Below are 19511 nucleotides of genomic sequence, written 5' to 3' on the forward strand. Positions count from 1 at the left end.
GCAGATGAACGTCATGGATACCCGCGCCACCTCGGCCATGCTCTATCTCGACGGCGTGCACGTCTCGTTCGACGGCTTCCACGCCATCAACAATTTGTCGCTGACGCTCGCGCCGGGCGAGATGCGGGCGATCATCGGCCCGAACGGCGCCGGCAAGACCACGATGATGGACATCATCACCGGCAAGACCAAGCCGGACGAGGGCACCGTGCTGTTCGACGGCACCGTCGACCTGACCCGGCTCGACGAGACCCGGATCGCCGAGCTCGGCATCGGCCGCAAGTTCCAGAAGCCGACGGTGTTCGAGAGCCAGACCGTGCAGGACAATCTGCTGCTCGCGCTCAATGTCGATCATTCCGTGCGCGGCACGCTGTTCTGGCGCGGCAGCAAGGCCGAGTCCGAACGCATCGACAAGGTGCTCGAGACCATCCGCCTGACCGATGCGCGCAACCGCCTCGCCGGCAGCCTGTCGCACGGCCAGAAGCAATGGCTCGAGATCGGCATGCTGCTGGCGCAGGATCCGAAGGTGCTGCTGGTCGACGAGCCCGTCGCAGGCATGACCGATGTCGAGACGCATCTGACCGCGGAGCTGCTGAAGGAGATCAACCGCAACCACACCATCATGGTGGTCGAGCATGACATGACTTTCGTGCGTGAGCTCGGCGTCAAGGTGACCTGCCTGCACGAGGGGTCGGTGCTCGCCGAAGGTTCGATCGACCAGGTGTCGTCGAACGAACGGGTGGTCGAAGTGTATCTGGGGCGCTAGCGATGCTGAAGGTCGACAACATCAATCTCTACTACGGCGCGGCGCAGGCGCTGCGCGGCGTCTCGCTGACCGCCGAGCCGGGCAAGGTCACCTGCGTGCTCGGCCGTAACGGCGTCGGCAAGACCTCGCTGCTGCGCGCCATGGTCGGCCAGTATCCGATCGCATCCGGCGCGATCAATTTCGACGGCAAGGACATCACCGCGCTGAAGCCGTTTGAGCGGGCGCGGCGCGGCATCGGCTTCGTGCCGCAGGGCCGCGAGATCTTCCCGCTGCTGACGGTGGAAGAGAATTTGAAGACCGGCTTCGGTCCGCTGAAGCGCGAGGACCGCAACATTCCCGACGACGTGTTCTCGCTGTTTCCGGTGCTGCAGACCATGCTTGGCCGCCGCGGCGGCGACCTCTCCGGCGGCCAGCAGCAGCAGCTTGCGATCGGCCGCGCGCTGGTGATGCGGCCAAAGCTCCTGCTGCTCGACGAGCCGACCGAGGGCATCCAGCCCTCGATCATCAAGGATATCGGCCGCGCCATCTCCTACCTGCGCAACCTCGGCAACATCGCCATCGTGTTGGTCGAACAATATCTCGACTTTGCCTGCGAACTCGGCGACAGTTTTGCCGTGATGGACCGGGGCGCGGTGAAATATGCCTGCGACCGCGCAAGCCTCGATCCCGCCGAGATCAGCCGCCAGATGGCGCTGTGAACAGGATGTGACGCCGCCCTTCGCGGTGTGCATTGAGGGAGCGTCGGGGGAATGCGGAGCGGGATCGCAGGCGCGGCGGCGGCGACGTTTGCGGCAAACCGCGCCCAGGGCGTGGTGCGGTTCGGCGTGCATCGCACGGACGGCGTCACCCGCCGCGGTGATCTCCATGAATCCGGCTCGCTGCGTGTCCGCTTTCCGTCGCCGGAGGACGATGGCCTGTCGGCGATGTTCGTCAACACGGCCGGCGGCATTGCGGGGGGCGATCATTTCGAGGTCGGGATAACGGCCGGCGAGGGCGCCCGCCTGACGCTGACCACGGCAGCGGCGGAGAAGGTTTACCGCGCGTCGGGCGCGGCAGCCCGGCTCGACATCGCGCTCAAGGTCGCTGGTGGTGCACATCTCTCCTGGCTGCCGCAGGAGACCATCCTGTTCGACCGCGCCCGTATTCATCGCTCTTTTGATATCGACCTTGCCGAGGGCGCTTCGCTCTTGCTCTGCGAGATCGTGGTGTTCGGCCGTGCCGCGATGGGCGAGACCATGCGCCATGGCGAGTTCGTCGATCGCTGGCGGATGCGGCGCGGCGGCAGGCTGGTGTTTGCCGAGACCATCCGCCTTGATGGCGAGATTGGCGAGAAGCTCGCGCGGCGCGCGATCGCCGGCGGCGGCTGCGCGATCGGCACGGCGCTGATCGTGCCGGGCGACGAGGCGCTGGTTGAACGGATCCGCGAGGTGTCGGACAGCTTTGGTGGCGAAGTCGGCATATCGGCCTGGAATGGCTTTGCAATGGCGCGCTTCTGTGCCCAAGATGCGGCCCGGCTGCGCGCCGACATGATGGCAGTGCTCGGCCGCGCCTCCATCGTCCCGCTGCCGCGGCTGTGGCTCAACTAGGCATGATCCGGAAAAGTGGGTACCGGTTTTCCGATCAGATCATGCCAACTTAAACGCTTTCAAAGAACGATCAGAGTGCTCGCATGAATTTGTCTCCCCGCGAAAAGGACAAGCTGCTGGTTTCGATGGCCGCTATGGTGGCGCGCCGCCGGCTCGAGCGCGGCGTCAAGCTGAACCATCCGGAAGCCGTGGCGCTGATCACCGATTTCATCGTCGAGGGCGCGCGCGACGGCCGCACCGTCGCCGAACTGATGCAGGCCGGCGCCAAGGTCCTGACCCGCGACCAGGTGATGACCGGCATCCCGGAGATGATCCACGACATCCAGGTCGAGGCGACATTCCCCGACGGCACCAAGCTCGTCACCGTGCACGAGCCGATCCGATAGGAGCGCGACATGATCCCCGGCGAACTCTTCATCAAGGACGGCGAGATCGAGCTCAATGCCGGCCGCAAGACCGTGACGCTGTCGGTCGCCAACACCGGCGACCGCCCGATCCAGGTCGGCTCGCACTACCATTTCTTCGAAACCAACCCGGCGTTGAAATTCGACCGCAAGAAAGCCCGCGGCATGCGCCTCGACATCGCCGCCGGCACCGCCGTCCGCTTCGAGCCCGGCCAGACCCGCGATGTGCAACTCGTCGCCCTTGCCGGCAAGCGCGTGATCCACGGCTTCCGCGCCGAGGTGAAGGGGAAGTTGTGATCTTACGTGACACGATCGAGGCAGCGGAGCAAGCGGCACCCCTCTCCCTAACCCTCCCCCGCAAGGGGGGAGGGAACCCTTCGGCCGGTGGCTCCCTCACATCTGACATCGATGGAACGGAGGACTGGTGATGCCTCCAGGAGGAATCATAAAGCCGCGTGAGGTGAGCAGGCTGCTCAGGCTCCCTCCCCCCTTGCGGGGGAGGGTTGGGGAGAGGGGTAAGCCCCGAACTCCGGCGGCGGATATTGCGCTGGGGAGAGGGGTATGCCGCACACTCAAGTGAGCGACGTCCAGCGCGATCGCGCCAAGCAGCTTCGCCGGACGATGACGCGCGCGGAGACTTTGCTGTGGCGTCACCTGAAGGCCGATCGGCTGGCTGGTCTCAACTTCCGCCGTCAGGCACCGATCGGCAATTACATCGCCGATTTTGTCGCGCACGCCTGCAAGCTCGTCGTCGAGGTTGACGGAGAGAGTCACGATTTCGCCGAGCGCCTCCGTCATGATGAGCGGCGGGATGCGTGGCTCCGATCTCGCGGTTACCGCGTCCTTCGTTTCACTAACGACGACGTGCTGAAAAATCTGGAGGGGGTCGTTCTCAGCATCGCGGAAGCAGCTGAGCAAGCGATACCCCTCTCCCTAACCCTCCCCCGCAAGGGGGGAGGGAACCCTTCCGTCGGTGCGTCCCTTACATCTGACATCGATGGTGAGGACAAACCGTGATGGAAGGTGGAAGGACAACGACGCCAAGTGAGGTGTGCACACTCGCCAGGCTCCCTCCCCCCTTGCGGGGGAGGGTTGGGGAGAGGGGTAAGCCCCGGGCGCTGGCAGACGTCGTTTTTCACCCCTGCGGCTGCGATGAAAAGGGAGCCTTGTAACCCCATGCTTCCTGCAATCCGCCTCATCTCCGAAGCCGCCGAGCTTGCCGCGCGCCGTCACAACGGGATGGCGCGGAAGGGGCGAGGAAGCGAGCCGTATATCAACCATCTCGCCGAGGTCGCGAACCTGCTTGCGATCGCGACGGATGGTACGGATGCCGAACTCGTGGCGGCCGGCTGGCTGCACGATACGATGGAGGACACCGACACCACACGCGAAGAGCTCTCGGCGAGGTTCTCTGATCGCGTGGCCTCCCTCGTCATCGAATGCACCGATGACATGAGCCTGCCAAAGGCCGAGCGGCGGCGGCTGCAAGTCGTCGACGCGCCGAAGAAGTCGGCCGACGCCAAGCTGATCAAGATTGCCGACAAGATCAGCAATATCGGCGCGCGTATTCACTCTGATCCGACGACGGAGGAGCGCGACGACCTGGTCGACTACACCGATTGGGCCGAGCAAGTGGTCGCGGGCTGTCGTGGCGGCAATTCCTGGCTTGATACGAAGTTCGACGACGTGGTGCGAAGGGCGAGGCGCTCGCTGTGACCGCCGGTCAACAATTCAAACACAAACGGGGCTGATATGTCCGTGAAGATCAAGCGTTCCGTCTACGCCGACATGTTCGGCCCGACCACCGGCGACAAGGTGCGGCTTGCCGACACCGATCTGATCATCGAGGTCGAGAAGGACCTCACCACCTATGGCGAAGAGGTGAAGTTCGGTGGCGGCAAGGTGATCCGCGACGGAATGGGGCAATCGCAGGTTACGAACGCGCAGGGCGCGGCCGACACCGTGATCACCAACGCGCTGATCGTCGACCACTGGGGCATCGTGAAGGCCGACGTCGCGATCAAGGAGGGCATGATCGCCGCGATCGGCAAGGCCGGCAATCCGGACATCCAGCCCAACGTCACCATCATCATCGGCCCCGGCACCGACGTGATCGCTGGCGAGGGCAAGATCCTCACCGCCGGGGGATTCGACAGCCACATCCATTTCATCTGCCCGCAACAGATCGAGCACGCGCTGATGTCTGGCGTCACCTCAATGCTGGGTGGCGGCACCGGCCCGTCGCACGGCACCTTCGCCACCACCTGCACGCCCGGCCCGTGGCACATGGGGCGGATGATCCAGTCGTTCGACGCCTTTCCGGTCAATCTCGGCATCTCCGGCAAGGGCAACGCGTCGCGTCCGGCGGCACTGGTCGAGATGATCAAGGGCGGCGCCTGTGCGCTGAAACTGCATGAGGATTGGGGCACCACGCCGTCGGCGATCGACACCTGCCTCTCGGTCGCCGACGATCACGATGTCCAGGTGATGCTGCATTCGGACACGCTGAACGAATCGGGCTTCGTCGAGGATACGGTCAAGGCGTTCAAGGGCCGCACCATCCATGCCTTCCACACCGAAGGCGCCGGCGGCGGCCATGCGCCTGACATCATCAAGATCGCCGGCCTGAAAAACGTGCTGCCGTCCTCGACCAATCCGACGAGGCCGTTCACCCGCAACACCATCGACGAGCATCTGGACATGCTGATGGTGTGCCATCACCTCGATCCGTCGATCGCCGAAGATCTTGCCTTCGCCGAAAGCCGGATCCGCAAGGAGACCATCGCGGCCGAGGATATCCTGCACGATCTCGGCGCGCTCTCGATGATGTCGTCGGACTCGCAGGCCATGGGCCGGCTCGGTGAAGTCATCATCCGCACCTGGCAGACCGCCGACAAGATGAAGAAGCAGCGCGGTTCCCTGCTGCAGGACAAGGGCAACGACAACGACAATTTCCGCGTCAAGCGCTACATCGCCAAATACACCATCAATCCGGCGATCGCGCATGGCGTCTCGAAGCTGATTGGCTCGGTCGAGAAGGGCAAGCTTGCCGATCTCGTGCTGTGGTCGCCGGCGTTCTTCGGCGTCAAGCCGGACTGCATCATCAAGGGCGGCTCGATCGTGGCGGCGCCGATGGGCGATCCCAATGCTTCGATCCCGACGCCGCAGCCGGTGCATTACCAGCCGATGTTCGCCGCCTTCGGCAAGTCGCTCACTGCTTCTTCGGTGGTGTTCACCTCGAAGGCCGCGGCGAGCGGCGGCCTCGCCCGCAAGCTCGGCATCTCCAAGAAGCTTTACGCGGTGCAGAACACCCGCGGGAAAATCTCCAAGAAGAGCATGATCCACAACGACGCCACGCCCGAGATCGAGGTCGATCCCGAGACCTATGAGGTACGCGCAGACGGCGAGCTCCTGACCTGCGCGCCGGCCGAGGTGCTGCCCATGGCACAGCGCTATTTTATGTTCTAAAACCGCTCCCGGTAGCCAGGGCTTTTTCGAACGAAGCCGATTTCCGGCTTGCGGAAAGAACACGCGCCCACAACAAGGCTCGAGACAAAAGAGAAAACCGGGAGGAATTTCCGTGATTTACGTCGTTGCTACGCTGACCATCAAGCCCGAGACCCGCGCCGAATTCATCGCCGCGGCGACGGCCTGCATCAAGGAAACCCGCAAGGAGCCCGGCAACATCGCCTACGACCTGCATGAGAGCGTCACCGACCACAGCAAGATGGTGTTCGTCGAGCAGTGGGAGAACGCCGAGGCGCTGGTGCCGCATCGCACCGCCGAGCACATGAAGACGTTCGGCCGGGTCGCGGTGAAGTGCATGGCCGCGCCGCCGAAGATCGAGGTGATCACGCCCGAGAAGGTCGACGTCCGCTAATAAAAACAAGAACGGGAGACACATCATGATCTACGTCATCGCCACCACGCCGATGAAGCCGGAAAACAAGGACGACTTCATCAAGGGGCACAAGGCGTGCATCGCCGAGACCCACAAGGAGAAGGGATGCCTCTCCTACGAGGGCCATGTCAGCGTCAACGATCCCAATCTGTATGTGGTGGTGGAGCGCTGGGAGACCCGCGACGACCTGACCGCGCACAGCAAGGCGCCGCACATGAAGGTGTGGCGCGAATATTCTGCCGACATGAAGACCGGGCCGACGGTGATCGAGATCATCAGCGACGCCAAGGTTCAGAAGCTCTGAGGCATCGATGATCCGCGCAACCAAGGTCCTGGGACAGCATCGCTTCAAGGAAGCGGCAGCCGACACCGTCGTGCTCGATTTCGACGACCGGCACCGGCGGCGCATGGCCATGACCGGGACGCGCGGGCTCGAATTCCTGCTTGATCTCGAAAACGCCGTTGCGTTGCGCGGCGGCGATGCCTTGGTGCTGGAGGACGGCCGCCTCGTCGAGGTCGTCGCGGCTCCCGAGCCGCTCGCGGAAATCCGCGGCAGCGATCCGCATCATCTGATCCGGGTCGCCTGGCATCTCGGCAACCGCCATCTGCCGACCCAGATCATGCCGAAGGGCCTGCGCATCCGCAGGGATCACGTGATCGAGGCGATGGTGAGGGGCTTAGGCGCCCGGGTCATCGAGATCGAGGCGCCGTTCGATCCCGAAGGCGGCGCCTATGCCGAGCATGCGCATGCCGACGCGCACGCGCATGGTCACACCGGGCACGATCATGCCCATAGCCATGCGCACGATCATGCTCACCACCATGGTGATGGACATCACCACGATCATCACCATCATCATGATGAGCATTGCGAGCACGCTCATCATCACCACGACCACTCCCATGCTCATGACCACAAATGAGCCCGATCCTGCCGCGTTGCGCGGCGGGATGGCTGAGAACGAGGCGGCCGCGCTGTACCGGCTGCTGACGTGGCTGTCGCCGTCATTTCCGGTGGGGGCGTTCGCCTATTCCAGCGGCATCGAATGGGCGGTCGAGGCCGGCGACATCACCGATGCCGCGACGTTGCGGGACTGGCTCGCCGCGATGCTCACCGACGGCAGCGGATTTTGCGACGCCGTGTTTCTCGCGCAGAGTTTTCGCGCGGCGATGCAGCAAGACTACGCCGGGCTGAGGCAGATCGCCGAGCTTGCCGCGGCCTTCGTGCCGTCGCGCGAGCGGCAGCTCGAGACCACGACACAGGGGCGCGCCTTCATCGAGATATCTCGCGCAGCCTGGAATTCGCCCGGCCTCGACGCGATGATCGCGGCCTGCGACGGACCGATCGTCTATCCGATCGCAGTCGGCATCGTCAGCGCTTCGCATGGCATCCGGCTGGCGCCGTCGCTGCATGCCTTCCTGCACGCCGTGGTCTCGAACTGGATTTCCGCAGGCGCCCGGCTGATCCCGCTCGGGCAGACCGACAGCCAGCGCGTGCTGGCCGATCTCGAGCCGGCCGTCGCCGCGACCGCAGCGCGCGCCGATGTGGCCGCGCTCGACGATCTCGGCAGCGCGACCTTCTGGGCCGACCTTGCAAGCCTGCGTCACGAGACTCAGTACACGCGGTTGTTCCGGTCATGATGCGCCTTCCGCTGTCGTCCCGGCGAAAGCCGGGACCCATAACCACCGGCCTTTGTGGTTATGCACGGCTGTGGCCCCAGCGCGTCGCAACAATTGAGTTCGGTGGCTATGGGTCCCGGCTCCCGTGCGCAATTGCGCACTAGGCCGGGACGACGATAACGGAGAGAGCTTCGCACATGCCCACTTCTCACGGCCCGCTCCGCGTCGGCGTCGGCGGCCCGGTCGGCTCCGGCAAGACCGCGCTGATGGACCTGCTCTGCAAGTCGATGCGCGAGCGCTACGACATCGCCGCGATCACCAACGACATCTACACCAAATGGGATGCCGAGTTTCTGGTGCGCTCCGGCTCGCTGACGCCGGATCGCATCGCGGGCGTCGAGACCGGCGGCTGCCCGCACACTGCGATCCGCGAAGACGCCTCGATGAACCTCGCTGCGGTCGCTGACATGCGCGCGAAATTCCCCGACCTCGATCTGGTCCTGATCGAGTCCGGCGGCGACAATCTGGCGGCGACCTTCTCGCCGGAATTGGCCGACCTCACGATCTACGTCATCGACGTCGCTGCCGGCGACAAGATCCCCTCCAAGGGCGGCCCGGGCATCACGCGATCCGACCTCCTGGTGATCAACAAGATCGACCTCGCGCCCCATGTCGGTGCGTCGCTTGAGAAGATGGACACCGACGCCAGGCGGATGCGCGGCGAGCGGCCCTTCGTGATGACCAATCTGAAGAAGAGCGACGGCCTCGACCGCATCATCAGCTTCATCGAGACCAAGGGCGGCCTTCGGTCGCAGGGCACCGGCAAGGCGGCCGGCCGTTAATCATTGTGGCGCACGGCCGGCCTTTCTTTCCAGCGGAGCAAGCGGCACCCCTCTCCCCAGCCCTCCCCCGCAAGGGGGGAGGGAGCCCTCTCATTGGTGCTTCCCTCACGGGCGGTTGCGGACGTTCGGAGTCGGGGCGTGCATCACGAAGTGAGGCGAGCACGATGGTCAGGCTCCCTCCCCCCTTGCGGGGGAGGGTGGGGAGAGGGGTGTGCCCCGAACTCTGGCGAAAGTGATTTCGGCATCTGTGTTTCTCCGCCGCAAAAAAGCTGCGCAATCGCCGGAACAAATTCCAACTTTGACGATTAGCAACCTTTGGCGCCGCCAAAGACCGCCGGGTGGCGTCGTCGTTAATGTTGCCGACCGGCTCCTGTTGCGTACCGATGATCGCCATTCCATATTGCTTTGCGGCTGGCGTTCATCGCTCCCTGATTTGTCGCCGCCCCCGCAGAAAACAGATGCCTTCAGTCCCCTTTCGCCACCCCCTGATTGCCGAGTAAGCGTGTGGTTCGACTGGGCTTCATCGTTGCGTTGATTGCGTTGATCGGAGTTCTGCTCTCCGGTCTTGCCGCCTATCGGGTGCACGATCAGGAGCTCGCGATCGACGGCATTGCGCTGGCGCGGGCGATCGACGTCCATGCCAGCCTGGTGCAGGACCGCCTGACCGAGCGCGAGCTGCTGGCGCGGGTGGCCTCGGGGCTGTTCAAAACGCCCTCGATGGTGAAGGCCAACATGCTGCAGCCGCTGCGCTCGGCGATCTATGCCTTCAAGACCGATTTCGTCGTCGCCGCCTGGATCGCGCGGCTCAAGCCGAACGAGCTAAGCGCAGCGGAGGCCGAGCTGAAGGCCAACGGCTTCACCAATCCGACCATCCGGGATTTCGACGACCAGGCGCTCGACCTCAAGGCGCTCGACAAGCCGATCAACGTGCTGATGGACGTCGAGCCGCGCAATCCGGAGACCTTGAGCATCCCGGGCCGCGCCTTCGACCGTCACTCGGTGGTCGGCCCGATGCTGGCGAAGGCGATGGCCAACGCCAAGCCGGTGGCCTCGGACCCGGTGCCGCTGCTGCGGCAGAACGGCCCGGTCGGCGTCGTGCTCGCCGCGCCGGTGTTCCAGGAAGGCGCCTCCGAGCCGGCCGGCTTCATCACCTTCTCGTATGAATTGTCGGCGCTGATGCTGACCAACGACGACTCCTCGCTGTTCGCGGTGGCGCTGAAGGATCCGCGCGATTCCAACGACGAGTTCACCGCCAACGAGCAGGGCATCGTCACCTCGCGCGCGGTGCGCCAGGACGGCCCGTCGCCGTCGATGGTCCGCACGGTGACGTTCGGCGGCCGTGACTGGTCGCTCGACTATTACGCCAAGAGCAACGCGACGGTGCGGGCCCAGCAGACCGCGACCATCGTCGCGGCGATCGGCCTCGCGCTGACCGGCATCGTCTGCGGCCTGTTCGGCTACGTCGCCTACAACAATTTGCGGCTCAGCCGCGAGATCGAGGTCCGGATCGGCTTCGAACGCCGGCTGACTGCTGTCATCGACGAGCTCAACCATCGCGTCAAGAACATCCTCGCGGTGATCCAGTCGATCGTGACCCGCACGCTGCGGCACGGCGCCGATATCGATGTCGCGCGCGAACTCCTGATCGGACGCATCCACGCGATGTCGAATGTCGTCACGCTGCTGAGCGAGAGCCAGTGGCAGGGCGTCAAGCTGAAGGGCCTGTTCGAATCGCGCGCGATTCCGCATGCCGACCGGATCGCGGTGAACGGCCCTGACATCACCGTCAGCGCCCGCGCCGCGCAATCGCTGTCGCTGCTGTTCTTCGAGTTGGCCTCGCACTCCGATGAAGGGCTGTCGCTGGTCGGCAAGCATCCGCACATCGTCGCCAATTGGGAAGTGGTCGGCGAGAATGCGGACGCGGTCTTCCATTTCCGCTGGGAGGAGTTCAACACCAGCCAGGCGACGCGGCGGGCCGACAGTGATTTCGGCCTGATCCTGCTCGACCGTGTCGCGCCCGAAGCGCTCGGCGGCACCGCCAAGCGCTACTTCACCGACGTCTCCTATGTCTACGAGCTGACCGCGCCGATGGACACCGTGGTCGACATGACAGAGCGCGACCGCACCGAGCAGTTCTCCGCGCCGCTGCGTCCGGCGAAGAAGTAGCGGCCGAAAGCCGCCGCAAGTTGTGCAGATCGATCGCTGCGCGGATTGATCGTATTCACGTTGATGGGAATACGCCGGCCCCATTCCGGGACCGACACCCGGCATCCGTAATATCCCGCAACCGAGCGTTAAAACTTCGTTGAACATGCTTGGGCATATAGCGAGCAGGATACCGTCTGAGGACCCCGATGAGGCTTTGGGTCAGCCTGACTTTGCTCGCGGCAGTTTTGCCGGTAGGGCTGTCGCTTGCCTTGACCCCGGCGACCGAGCCCCGTGACCCCGCGGCCGTCAGGGCCAGCTATCGCCGGCCGGACGTCGTTCCCTTCCCGAGCAGCAATCCCTATTCCGAGGCGAAGTCCGCGCTCGGCCAGATGCTGTTCTTCGATCCGCTGCTGTCGCGATCGAAGACGCACGCCTGCGCGAGCTGCCACAAGCCGAGCCTGTCCTGGGCCGACGGCCTTCCGCGCGCCATCGGCGAGGATCCGAAGGGCCTGCCGATCCGCTCGCCGACGCTGATCGACGTGGCCTTCTTCGAGCCGCTGGGATGGGACGGCAAGTTCAAGGATCTCGAATCCGTCGCGTTCGGGCCGATCCTCAGCCCGATGAACCTGAACATGACCGAGGCGGAATTGGTCGCGCGGCTCTCGGCGATCCCAGGCTATGTCGATGCGTTCGCCCACGCGTTCGGAGACGGCGCGATCACGCGGCCGAGGATCGAGCAGTCGCTGGCGACCTTCGAGCGCTCCATCGTTGCCGGCGAGGCCCCGTTCGACCGCTGGATCAAGGGCGACGATAGCGCGATCAGCGCATCGGCCAAGCAGGGCTTCGAGCTCTTCAACGGCAAGGGACGCTGTTCGTCCTGCCACAATGGCCCGTCCTTCTCCGACGGGTCGTTTCAGGATATCGGCACCGCCAAGGGCAATGACATCGGGCGCGGCCGTTTCTTCCCGACGTCGGCGAAGCTGAAATACGCGTTCAAGACCCCGACATTGCGCGACGTCGCGCGCCGTGCGCCCTACATGCACGACGGATCGGTCGCAACGCTGGAAGATGTCATCGAACTGTACAACAAGGGCGGGATCGAGCGGCCGAGCCGGTCGCCCGACATCAGGCCGTTGTCCCTGACCGCGGGCGAGAAGCAGGACCTGATCGCCTTCCTGCAAACCCTGACGGCCACCGCCCCGCCGGTGGCGGGGGTCCCCAAACTGCCGCGCTGACCGCTGCAGAGGGTTTAGAACGGGGCTCGTCAGCCCAGATGCGGCAGTGCGGCCCCCAGGAGGCCGAGCCCGACGATCAGGAACGCGCCCGCGCAGGTCTCCAGCGTCGCCGCGTGCGCAGCGGATGGTTTTGTCAGGTAGGCGAGGGCCGACCCCACCCCGATACTCACGACACTCAACGCTCCGAACATCTAACCGGCCTCCCGATCCGATTTGTCCGGGTTTCACTACGACAGTTGAATTGAGCCCCCGTGCCGGAATTAGCTAAAATTCGATGGAACCGGCCGAAAAGGCCGCACTGAGGGACAGGCCGGGGCTTGCCTGCCGCAATTAACCACAATGCAACCGGCGGGTGTCACGGGCAGGCGCAAAGCCTAAAATTTGATATAAGTTAAACAAGTCCTTAAGTGTGTGTGGGCGGTTGGTTCAATGTTTAGTGGGCAGGAGCGAAATGCCGGCTCGGCTGTGCGCTCCTATTTCGCCACGTGCTTTGCAGCGGTTTTGTTTTGCGTCACAGCCGCGCGCAGTGCCGAGGCACATGTCAAATGGTTCTGCGCCTACGATGTTGCCGGTCAGCCCCGGGGACTCGAGAACGTCCTTTGCCTCGACTTTGAACTGCTGCTCGGCGTCGCCGTCTTCTGGCTGTTCGCGGGCTGCCTGATCGAGCCCACATCGCTGGGCGATGCGACGATCCGGGTGCTCGACCGCATCACCGAGCCATTGCGGCTGCGCACCGAGTTGATGATGCGCGCCGTCTGCGCGTTTTTCTTTATCTCGATCTGGGCGGTGGGCGGGATCCTGCTGACACCCGAGTTGAAGACGACGTCACCCTACGTGGGCGCGTTGCAGCTCGGCATCGCCGCCGGCATGCTGTCGCGGCGCACGTTGCCATTGTCGGCCGCGGGGATGGCGATCCTGTTCGGGATCGGTGTCCGCGGCTACGGCGTCTTCCATCTCGCCGATTACCCGATTTTTCTCGGCGTTGCCGCCTATTTTGCGCTTATCGGGCTGAACAAGGACCTGTTCGGCATCCGGCCGATCGACGTGATGCGGTACGCCGCGGCGGTGACGTTGATGTGGGCCTCGATCGAGAAATGGGCCTATCCGGAGTGGAGCTTCCCGCTGCTGATCGAACACGCCTCGATGACCCTCGGCTTCGACAATGAGTTCTACATGCGCGCCGCCGGCATGGTGGAATTCACGCTCGCCTTCGCCTTGATCTGGACGCCGTTGATCCGGCGCTGCGCAGCGACGGTGCTGACCGGGATGTTCATCAGCGCATGCTTCGAATTCGGCAAGATCGACACCATCGGGCACTCGGCGATCATCGCCGTCCTGCTTGCGATTATCGCCGACAACAAGGTGTTGCCGCGCGATCGTCGCGCGCCGTGGCTTGCTCCGGTCGCGCTCTGTGCCGCGCTGTCGCTGACGTTGTTCGTCTACTATTTCGGCCACGCCGCGATCTTCAAGACCTCGGTCCTGTAGATCGTCGTTGCCTCGAATGGGCTATTTGGCGACGTGGACGGCGAGCTTCATCTTCGGATGAATGCCGCACAGCACGGTGTAGTCGCCGGGCACGGAGAAGGTGACGTCGAACTTGCTGCCCGGCTGCTGGTCGCCCGAGTCGAAACTGAACGTATCGGTGCTCAAATAAGCGTGATGCAGCAGCTCGCCATCATCGTTAATGAACCGTAAAACCTCGCCGCGCTTGATCGAGATCTCGGCGGGCTTGAATTCGCGATCTTTCTGCGAAATGACGTAAGGGCCTGCGCCCAAAGCTGCTCCGGCTAGCGCTCCGGTGACGATCGCCGCCGCAAATGGCACGCGGCCGAACCGGCCCAGGCGCACAGCGCGCAACAAGGCTGACTGCATAAGACCCCCGCTTGAACCTCGAACGCCCGACATCGGCACCCCCAGGGTGCAAGTGGCGCCCCCCGGATTACCTGTAACGGTGATTATCGCCAGCTGATCTTAACGATTTCAGCATGAGTTCCAGTCACTACTAAGGCAATTTTGAGCAGACAGTCATTTTTCCGCAGCGCTGCGCGTTTCTGCGTAGCTTGAACATCGAGCACTACGGCGAAACGCGGGTATGGATAGCCTATTAGGCAACCTCAAGACGAAGACCGGTGCAGCCATTCGGTTCGCCACCGGCCGCCTGTCGCGTCTTGCCCTGACCACGGGTTCGATCCGCACCCAGATCCTGATTTTCTGCCTCGCGATGAGTGCCGTTGCCGTCGCGCTCGGGGGATACTCGATCCTCGGCATCCGCCATGCCGGCGATCTGGTGGCCAAGACGTTCGACGAATCCCTGATGTCGATCAATTATGCCCGCGCCGCCGGTGCGGACTTCGCCTCGATGCGGGTCGCGTCGTCGCAGCGCCTCTTGACCACCGATCTTGAGATTCGTGCCAGCCTCGACAGCCAGATCGAGAAGCTTGCGAAGACGCTCTCGGAGGATTTGACGATCGCGGCCGACCGGTCGCAGTCCGCACGGGCTGCGCAAGCCGCGGCAAAGGTTCAGGAGGCCGCCGACGCCTGGATGGCGCTGCATCGCCGCGCGATCGGATTGTCCGTGGAGGAAAATCCGGCGGTCGATCCGCGCGCATCGAGCACTACGGTCGGCGACGTCGATCGCTACTCCAAGATCGTCAGCCAGCAGGTTGAGCTATTGGTCAACTATACGGCCGGTGACGGCTTTTTGTTCCGGCAAAAGGCGCTCTCGACGATCAAGCGGGACCTGCAGCTCAACGTCGCCGGGCTGACGGTTGCGCTGTTCCTGTCGGCGCTGTTCTCGTGGGTGCTGGCGCGCCGCATCATCGGCCCCGTCGCCATTGCGTCGCGGGCCGCGCGCAGCATCGCCGGCGGCGACCTCGACGCGACCGTCCCCAAGGGCGGCACCGACGAACTGGGCACGCTGCTGACGGCGATGGAAACCATGCGCGACAATATCAGGCGGATGGTCGATCAGGAGGTGTCGCAACGCCGCTCCGCGCAGGCGCGGCTGTCCGATGCGCTCGAAACGTCGCGCGAAGGCGTCGTGCTGCTCGATGCGGACGGCCAGATCGCGCTGGCCAATTCGCGGGCCAGTGAATTCATCCTTCTCTCGCCGCAGCTTCTGCAGTCGGATCGGCTCGATGCCGCGAGCCTGGCGCCGGCCGACGGCGACATCGATGGTTTTGCCAGCGAGGCGCAGCTTTCGGACGGACGCTGGCTGCGCGTCAGCCGCAGCGAGACGCAGGAGGGCGGCGTCGTCCTGGTCTACAGCGATATCTCCGCGCTGAAGCAGCAGAAGGCGGAGCTGCATGAGACCAATCTGCGGCTCGATGCGGCGCTCACGCACATGTCGCAAGGGCTGTGCCTCTACAACAGCGAGGCGCGGCTGCAGGTCGCCAATCGCCGGTTCTGCGAAATCTTCGATATTTCGCCGGAGCTCGTCATTCCCGGAATGACCATGGAGGAGGTGCTCGGCCTCAGCGTCGCCGCCGGCAATCATGGCGAGCGGACCGTCGCCGACCTGCTGATGGAACGCGAGCGGTCGATGGCCCAGCACGAGGGCAACTATCTGCAGCATCTCAGCGATGGACGGATCATCGCCATCGCGCAACGGCCGACGACCGACGATGGCTGGCTGGTCACCTGCGAGGATGTCACCGAACAGCAGCGCGCCGAGTCGCAGATCGCGTTCATGGCCCGGCACGATGCCCTGACCAAGCTGCCGAACCGCACGCTGCTCGCCGAACGGATCGAGCTCGCGGTCGCTCAGGTCGGCCGCGGATCCGGCTTTGCGGTGTTCTGCCTCGATCTCGACAATTTCAAGCAGGTCAACGACACGCTCGGGCATCCAGTCGGCGATGAACTGCTGTGTGCGGTCGCGGACCGGCTCAACGCCTGCGTCCGCGAGATCGACACCGTTGCGCGATTGGGCGGCGACGAGTTCGCGGTCATCCAGTGTGGCGTCCAGGGCGGCGAGGAGGCCGAACGTCTGGCTCGCCGCATCGTGGAATGCGTCGGCGCACCCTATGAGCTGAACGGGCATCGCGTCGTGGTCGGCTGCAGCGTCGGCATCTCGATGTCGCCGGGCGACGGCACCACCGGCGAGAAGCTGCTGAAGAATGCCGACGTCGCCTTGTATCGCGCCAAGATGGAGGGCCGCGGCACCTGGCGCTTCTTCGAGCCTGCGATGGACGCCAGCCTGCAGCGGCGGCGGGCGATCGAGCTCGACCTTCGCGAGGCGATGGCCAAGGACGAGTTCTCGCTGTTCTACCAGCCGCTCTATGATCTCCATCTCGACCGCATCTGCGGCTTCGAGGCGCTGCTGCGCTGGCATCACCCGAAGCGCGGATTGGTGCCGCCGGACCAGTTCATCCCGATCGCGGAGGAGATCGGCCTGATCGGTCCGCTCGGCGAATGGGTGCTCGACCGCGCCTGCGAGCAGGCCGTCACCTGGCCGAGCGAGATGAAGCTCGCGGTCAACGTCTCCGCGGTGCAGTTTCGTGATCCCAACTTCATCGACGTCGTCGTCAATGCGCTGGCGGCGTCAAAATTGTCGCCGCGCCGGATCGAGCTCGAGATCACCGAATCCGTCTTCCTTGCCAACAGCAGCGAGACGCTTGCAACGCTGCACAAGCTGAAAGCGCAGGGCGTGCGGATCGCGCTCGACGATTTCGGCACCGGCTATTCGTCGCTGAGCTATCTGCGCAGTTTTCCGTTCGACAAGCTCAAGATCGACAAATCCTTCGTGCGCGACGCGACCGCGACGCATGGATCGAAATCGATCGTGCGCGCCGTCATCAGCCTTGGCCGGAGCCTTGGCATGACCACGATCGCCGAAGGCATCGAGACGGTCGAGCAGCTCGACCACATGCGCGCCGAAGGCTGCAACGAGGCCCAGGGCTTCCTGTTCAGCCATCCGGTCCCGGTGACCGAGATCGCGGCCAAGATCCTCGAATTGAGGAACGGCTTCAAGCCGGCGGCCGTCAAGCAGGCGATGGCGGGCTAGACCCAGGCATCATATGGCGGCGACGTAGATCGGTCGCGTGAACGTGATCTGTCGCTTCCGAAAGCAAAAGAGGCGGCCCATCGAGGGCCGCCTCTGGTGTATTCAGTGGCGCTCGCGCCTTTCTATCCGCCATTGCCGCCGATCACGGCGCGCACGGTGTTGTCGGGGCCGAAATCCTCGGCGCTGTCGACATAGAGCAGCGCTGACAGCTTCGAGCGCGCGCGGTTGACGCGGCTCTTGATGGTGCCGACCGCACAGCCGCAGATCGCCGCGGCATCCTCGTAGGAGAAGCCGGAGGCACCCACCAGGATCAACGCTTCGCGCTGGTCCTGCGGCAGCTTTTCGAGCGCCGCGCGGAATTCCTCGAACTCCAGATGCGCGGCTTGCGACGGCTGGCTCTTCAGCGTCTTGGCATAGTTGCCCTCGGCGTCCTCGACCTCGCGCCGCCGCTTCCGGTAGTCGGAGCGAAACAGGTTGCGCAGGATGGTGAACAACCACGCGGGAAGGTTGGAGCCGGGCTGGAACGAGTCGATGTTGGCGATCGCCCGCAGCAGGGTCTCCTGCACCAGATCGTCGGCGCGGTCACCATTACCGGACAGCGAGATCGCGAACGCGCGCAGGCTCGGGACCGACGCCAGGATGTCGTCGCGAAGTTCATTCGTGAGAGGCATTAGTCCCCTCCATTGTTCTTGTCGGTATCGCCCCCGGCCACGGCCGCCGCGGCGGCCTCGGGCCCGTCGAGTTTGCGGATCAACTCCGCAAAGCGGTCGGGCACTCCCTGCCGCACCACATCGTCGTACATGGCGCGCAGCTGGTGGCCGATTCTCGATTGAATCTCGGCGTTGAGACCGCCCTGCTTCTTTACTTCCTTCATGATCTGATCCACGCTTCCCCGGGAGTTAAGTCTCTGATTTCCAAGATGTTTCCTCGAAAAAAGAGGCTGGCCGCGTTGCCTCGTCGGTCAGGAGCTAATGCAAAGTTGCGCAGAAAGTTCCGGAACGCTGGAACTATTTCGTGGAACTTTTCCGGCTTTCGCGCGTAGTCGGGCATGCAGGGGAACCGGGGTCGCCCCAGAAACTGGATTCTCGGAGCGGGATTCTGTCGTCCCCAGACAACGGGTTTCAGGCCAAAAGGCCCAACAACCCAGGCCTAAGAACAAGGATGGAGTGGGAATGTCCCGATCGCAGATCGTTGCCGAACACCTTCCGCTGCTGCGCCGTTACGCTCGCGCACTGACCGGAAACCAGGCGTCGGGGGACGCCTATGTCGGGGCCATGCTCGAGGCCCTGTTGCAGGACGGATCATTGCTGGACCAGACCCACGGCCCGCGCGCCGGTCTGTTTCGGCTGTTCACCCAAATCTGGAATTCGGTCTCGGTGAACAACAACGACAACGCCGACGTGGCGACGCTGTCGCTGCCGCCGGAGCGCCGGCTCTCCAACATCACGCCGCTGCCGCGGCAGGCCTTCCTGCTGCTGTCGCTGGAAGGCTTTTCGGAGGAGGAGGTCGGCTACATCCTCGGCACTGACATCGCCGAGACGCGCAAGCTGACCGACGCCGCCGGTCGCGAGATGGCCGCCGAGATCGCCACCGACGTCCTGATCATCGAGGACGAGACCTTCATCGCCATGGACCTCGAGAGCCTGGTGAAGAATCTCGGCCACAATGTCATCGGCGTCGCGCGCACGCATTCCGATGCGGTGGCGCTCGCCAAGAACAAGAAGCCCGGCCTGATCCTCGCCGACATCCAGCTCGCCGACGGCTCGTCGGGCCTCGATGCGGTGAACGAGTTGCTGCGCACCTTCGAGGTGCCGGTGGTGTTCATCACCGCCTATCCGGAGCGCTTCCTGACCGGCGAACGGCCGGAGCCGGCGTTCCTGATCTCAAAACCGTTCCAGCCGGCGATGGTGTCGGCTGTGGCGAGCCAGGCGCTGTTCTTCCAGCGCAACTCGCGCAACCGCACGCCGCGCGCGGCGTCGGCATGACCTGAGTTTACGCAAGCGGGCA

General features: G+C 64.2%; 22 protein-coding genes. 18 read left to right on the plus strand and 4 right to left on the minus strand.

What is annotated here, in order from left to right:
* Window positions 1-4 precede the first annotated feature (4 nt).
* The 15 genes from urtD to FBZ93_RS24065 all read left to right on the plus strand — a co-directional run bounded on the left by urtD (window position 5) and on the right by FBZ93_RS24065 (window position 12502).
* Complete coding sequence (gene urtD / locus FBZ93_RS23995) at window positions 5-766, plus strand: urea ABC transporter ATP-binding protein UrtD (RefSeq protein WP_146989055.1); 762 nt, start codon at window positions 5-7, stop codon at window positions 764-766.
* A 2-nt stretch (window positions 767-768) separates the two neighbouring features.
* Window positions 769-1464 (plus strand): urea ABC transporter ATP-binding subunit UrtE, encoded by a 696-nt coding sequence (urtE, locus tag FBZ93_RS24000; protein ID WP_146989057.1) that lies wholly within the window; start codon window positions 769-771, stop codon window positions 1462-1464.
* A gap of 51 nt (window positions 1465-1515) precedes the next feature.
* Window positions 1516-2352: an urease accessory protein UreD gene (locus FBZ93_RS24005; protein WP_146989060.1), complete on the plus strand. Its 837-nt coding sequence runs from the start codon at window positions 1516-1518 to the stop codon at window positions 2350-2352.
* Between the two features lie 83 nt (window positions 2353-2435).
* The gene (locus FBZ93_RS24010) at window positions 2436-2738 is read left to right on the plus strand and encodes an urease subunit gamma (RefSeq protein ID WP_139480291.1); all 303 of its coding nucleotides are present in this window, start codon (window positions 2436-2438) and stop codon (window positions 2736-2738) included.
* 9 nt (window positions 2739-2747) lie between these two features.
* Entirely contained in the window at window positions 2748-3053 is a 306-nt protein-coding gene (locus FBZ93_RS24015) for an urease subunit beta (protein WP_016847280.1), read from the plus strand.
* Between the two features lie 264 nt (window positions 3054-3317).
* Complete coding sequence (locus FBZ93_RS24020) at window positions 3318-3773, plus strand: endonuclease domain-containing protein (RefSeq protein ID WP_146989061.1); 456 nt, start codon at window positions 3318-3320, stop codon at window positions 3771-3773.
* Window positions 3774-3932: 159 nt separating this feature from the next.
* Window positions 3933-4472, plus strand: a complete 540-nt coding sequence (locus tag FBZ93_RS24025; protein ID WP_146989408.1) for an HD domain-containing protein — start codon at window positions 3933-3935, stop codon at window positions 4470-4472.
* Window positions 4473-4508: 36 nt separating this feature from the next.
* The gene (gene ureC, locus FBZ93_RS24030) at window positions 4509-6224 is read left to right on the plus strand and encodes an urease subunit alpha (RefSeq protein WP_146989064.1); all 1716 of its coding nucleotides are present in this window, start codon (window positions 4509-4511) and stop codon (window positions 6222-6224) included.
* Between the two features lie 112 nt (window positions 6225-6336).
* The gene (locus FBZ93_RS24035; protein WP_024581875.1) at window positions 6337-6636 is read left to right on the plus strand and encodes a putative quinol monooxygenase; all 300 of its coding nucleotides are present in this window, start codon (window positions 6337-6339) and stop codon (window positions 6634-6636) included.
* A gap of 25 nt (window positions 6637-6661) precedes the next feature.
* The gene (locus FBZ93_RS24040) at window positions 6662-6961 is read left to right on the plus strand and encodes a putative quinol monooxygenase (protein ID WP_074126864.1); all 300 of its coding nucleotides are present in this window, start codon (window positions 6662-6664) and stop codon (window positions 6959-6961) included.
* Window positions 6962-6968: 7 nt separating this feature from the next.
* Window positions 6969-7580: an urease accessory protein UreE gene (locus FBZ93_RS24045; RefSeq protein WP_146989065.1), complete on the plus strand. Its 612-nt coding sequence runs from the start codon at window positions 6969-6971 to the stop codon at window positions 7578-7580.
* Complete coding sequence (locus tag FBZ93_RS24050) at window positions 7561-8298, plus strand: urease accessory protein UreF (RefSeq protein WP_146989409.1); 738 nt, start codon at window positions 7561-7563, stop codon at window positions 8296-8298. The genes FBZ93_RS24045 and FBZ93_RS24050 overlap by 20 nt, the downstream gene beginning before the upstream one ends.
* A 176-nt stretch (window positions 8299-8474) precedes the next feature.
* Entirely contained in the window at window positions 8475-9119 is a 645-nt protein-coding gene (ureG, locus tag FBZ93_RS24055) for an urease accessory protein UreG (protein WP_146989067.1), read from the plus strand.
* Between the two features lie 504 nt (window positions 9120-9623).
* Window positions 9624-11285, plus strand: coding sequence for a CHASE domain-containing protein (locus FBZ93_RS24060; protein ID WP_146989069.1), 1662 nt, complete (start codon window positions 9624-9626; stop codon window positions 11283-11285).
* Window positions 11286-11473: 188 nt separating this feature from the next.
* Entirely contained in the window at window positions 11474-12502 is a 1029-nt protein-coding gene (locus tag FBZ93_RS24065; protein ID WP_146989071.1) for a cytochrome-c peroxidase, read from the plus strand.
* A 29-nt stretch (window positions 12503-12531) separates the two neighbouring features.
* On the opposite strand, the gene FBZ93_RS40740 is transcribed toward FBZ93_RS24065, so the two are convergent.
* Window positions 12532-12693 carry a hypothetical protein gene (locus FBZ93_RS40740; RefSeq protein ID WP_167529189.1) on the minus strand — a complete coding sequence of 54 codons (162 nt, stop codon included), beginning with the start codon at window positions 12691-12693 and terminating at the stop codon, window positions 12532-12534.
* A gap of 310 nt (window positions 12694-13003) precedes the next feature.
* On the opposite strand from FBZ93_RS40740, the gene FBZ93_RS24070 reads away from it, so the two are divergent.
* Window positions 13004-13987 carry a hypothetical protein gene (locus FBZ93_RS24070; RefSeq protein WP_146989072.1) on the plus strand — a complete coding sequence of 328 codons (984 nt, stop codon included), beginning with the start codon at window positions 13004-13006 and terminating at the stop codon, window positions 13985-13987.
* Between the two features lie 21 nt (window positions 13988-14008).
* On the opposite strand, the gene FBZ93_RS24075 is transcribed toward FBZ93_RS24070, so the two are convergent.
* Window positions 14009-14374, minus strand: a complete 366-nt coding sequence (locus FBZ93_RS24075; protein WP_146989074.1) for a methylamine utilization protein — start codon at window positions 14372-14374, stop codon at window positions 14009-14011.
* A gap of 220 nt (window positions 14375-14594) precedes the next feature.
* Between FBZ93_RS24075 and FBZ93_RS24080 the strand changes: the two genes are divergently transcribed.
* Complete coding sequence (locus FBZ93_RS24080) at window positions 14595-17504, plus strand: EAL domain-containing protein (RefSeq protein ID WP_146989076.1); 2910 nt, start codon at window positions 14595-14597, stop codon at window positions 17502-17504.
* A 122-nt stretch (window positions 17505-17626) separates the two neighbouring features.
* Here FBZ93_RS24080 and FBZ93_RS24085 read toward each other — a convergent pair whose 3' ends face one another.
* Both FBZ93_RS24085 and FBZ93_RS24090 read right to left on the minus strand, forming a co-directional pair.
* Window positions 17627-18175: a sigma-70 family RNA polymerase sigma factor gene (locus FBZ93_RS24085; protein ID WP_016847265.1), complete on the minus strand. Its 549-nt coding sequence runs from the start codon at window positions 18173-18175 to the stop codon at window positions 17627-17629.
* The gene (locus FBZ93_RS24090; RefSeq protein WP_018269610.1) at window positions 18175-18378 is read right to left on the minus strand and encodes a NepR family anti-sigma factor; all 204 of its coding nucleotides are present in this window, start codon (window positions 18376-18378) and stop codon (window positions 18175-18177) included. Before FBZ93_RS24090 ends, FBZ93_RS24085 begins: the two co-directional genes overlap by 1 nt.
* Before the next feature lie 298 nt (window positions 18379-18676).
* Between FBZ93_RS24090 and FBZ93_RS24095 the strand changes: the two genes are divergently transcribed.
* Entirely contained in the window at window positions 18677-19489 is an 813-nt protein-coding gene (locus tag FBZ93_RS24095; RefSeq protein WP_016847263.1) for a response regulator, read from the plus strand.
* The last annotated feature ends 22 nt before the right edge of the window (window positions 19490-19511 follow it).

It is taken from the genome of Bradyrhizobium macuxiense, from assembly GCF_007993935.1.
Lineage (GTDB): Bacteria > Pseudomonadota > Alphaproteobacteria > Rhizobiales > Xanthobacteraceae > Bradyrhizobium > Bradyrhizobium macuxiense_A.

Bases quoted from the DNA above. Each gene is read 5' to 3' on its own strand.
- urtD (WP_146989055.1), top strand. From the start codon at position 5: ATGAACGTCATGGATACCCGCGCCACCTCGGCCATGCTCTATCTCGAC.
- urtE (WP_146989057.1), top strand. From the start codon at position 769: ATGCTGAAGGTCGACAACATCAATCTCTACTACGGCGCGGCGCAGGCG.
- FBZ93_RS24005 (WP_146989060.1), top strand. From the start codon at position 1,516: ATGCGGAGCGGGATCGCAGGCGCGGCGGCGGCGACGTTTGCGGCAAAC.
- FBZ93_RS24010 (WP_139480291.1), top strand. From the start codon at position 2,436: ATGAATTTGTCTCCCCGCGAAAAGGACAAGCTGCTGGTTTCGATGGCC.
- FBZ93_RS24015 (WP_016847280.1), top strand. From the start codon at position 2,748: ATGATCCCCGGCGAACTCTTCATCAAGGACGGCGAGATCGAGCTCAAT.
- FBZ93_RS24020 (WP_146989061.1), top strand. From the start codon at position 3,318: ATGCCGCACACTCAAGTGAGCGACGTCCAGCGCGATCGCGCCAAGCAG.
- FBZ93_RS24025 (WP_146989408.1), top strand. From the start codon at position 3,933: ATGCTTCCTGCAATCCGCCTCATCTCCGAAGCCGCCGAGCTTGCCGCG.
- ureC (WP_146989064.1), top strand. From the start codon at position 4,509: ATGTCCGTGAAGATCAAGCGTTCCGTCTACGCCGACATGTTCGGCCCG.
- FBZ93_RS24040 (WP_074126864.1), top strand. From the start codon at position 6,662: ATGATCTACGTCATCGCCACCACGCCGATGAAGCCGGAAAACAAGGAC.
- FBZ93_RS24045 (WP_146989065.1), top strand. From the start codon at position 6,969: ATGATCCGCGCAACCAAGGTCCTGGGACAGCATCGCTTCAAGGAAGCG.
- FBZ93_RS24050 (WP_146989409.1), top strand. From the start codon at position 7,561: ATGCTCATGACCACAAATGAGCCCGATCCTGCCGCGTTGCGCGGCGGG.
- ureG (WP_146989067.1), top strand. From the start codon at position 8,475: ATGCCCACTTCTCACGGCCCGCTCCGCGTCGGCGTCGGCGGCCCGGTC.
- FBZ93_RS24065 (WP_146989071.1), top strand. From the start codon at position 11,474: ATGAGGCTTTGGGTCAGCCTGACTTTGCTCGCGGCAGTTTTGCCGGTA.
- FBZ93_RS40740 (WP_167529189.1), bottom strand. From the start codon at position 12,693: ATGTTCGGAGCGTTGAGTGTCGTGAGTATCGGGGTGGGGTCGGCCCTC.
- FBZ93_RS24075 (WP_146989074.1), bottom strand. From the start codon at position 14,374: ATGCAGTCAGCCTTGTTGCGCGCTGTGCGCCTGGGCCGGTTCGGCCGC.
- FBZ93_RS24080 (WP_146989076.1), top strand. From the start codon at position 14,595: ATGGATAGCCTATTAGGCAACCTCAAGACGAAGACCGGTGCAGCCATT.
- FBZ93_RS24085 (WP_016847265.1), bottom strand. From the start codon at position 18,175: ATGCCTCTCACGAATGAACTTCGCGACGACATCCTGGCGTCGGTCCCG.
- FBZ93_RS24090 (WP_018269610.1), bottom strand. From the start codon at position 18,378: ATGAAGGAAGTAAAGAAGCAGGGCGGTCTCAACGCCGAGATTCAATCG.
- FBZ93_RS24095 (WP_016847263.1), top strand. From the start codon at position 18,677: ATGTCCCGATCGCAGATCGTTGCCGAACACCTTCCGCTGCTGCGCCGT.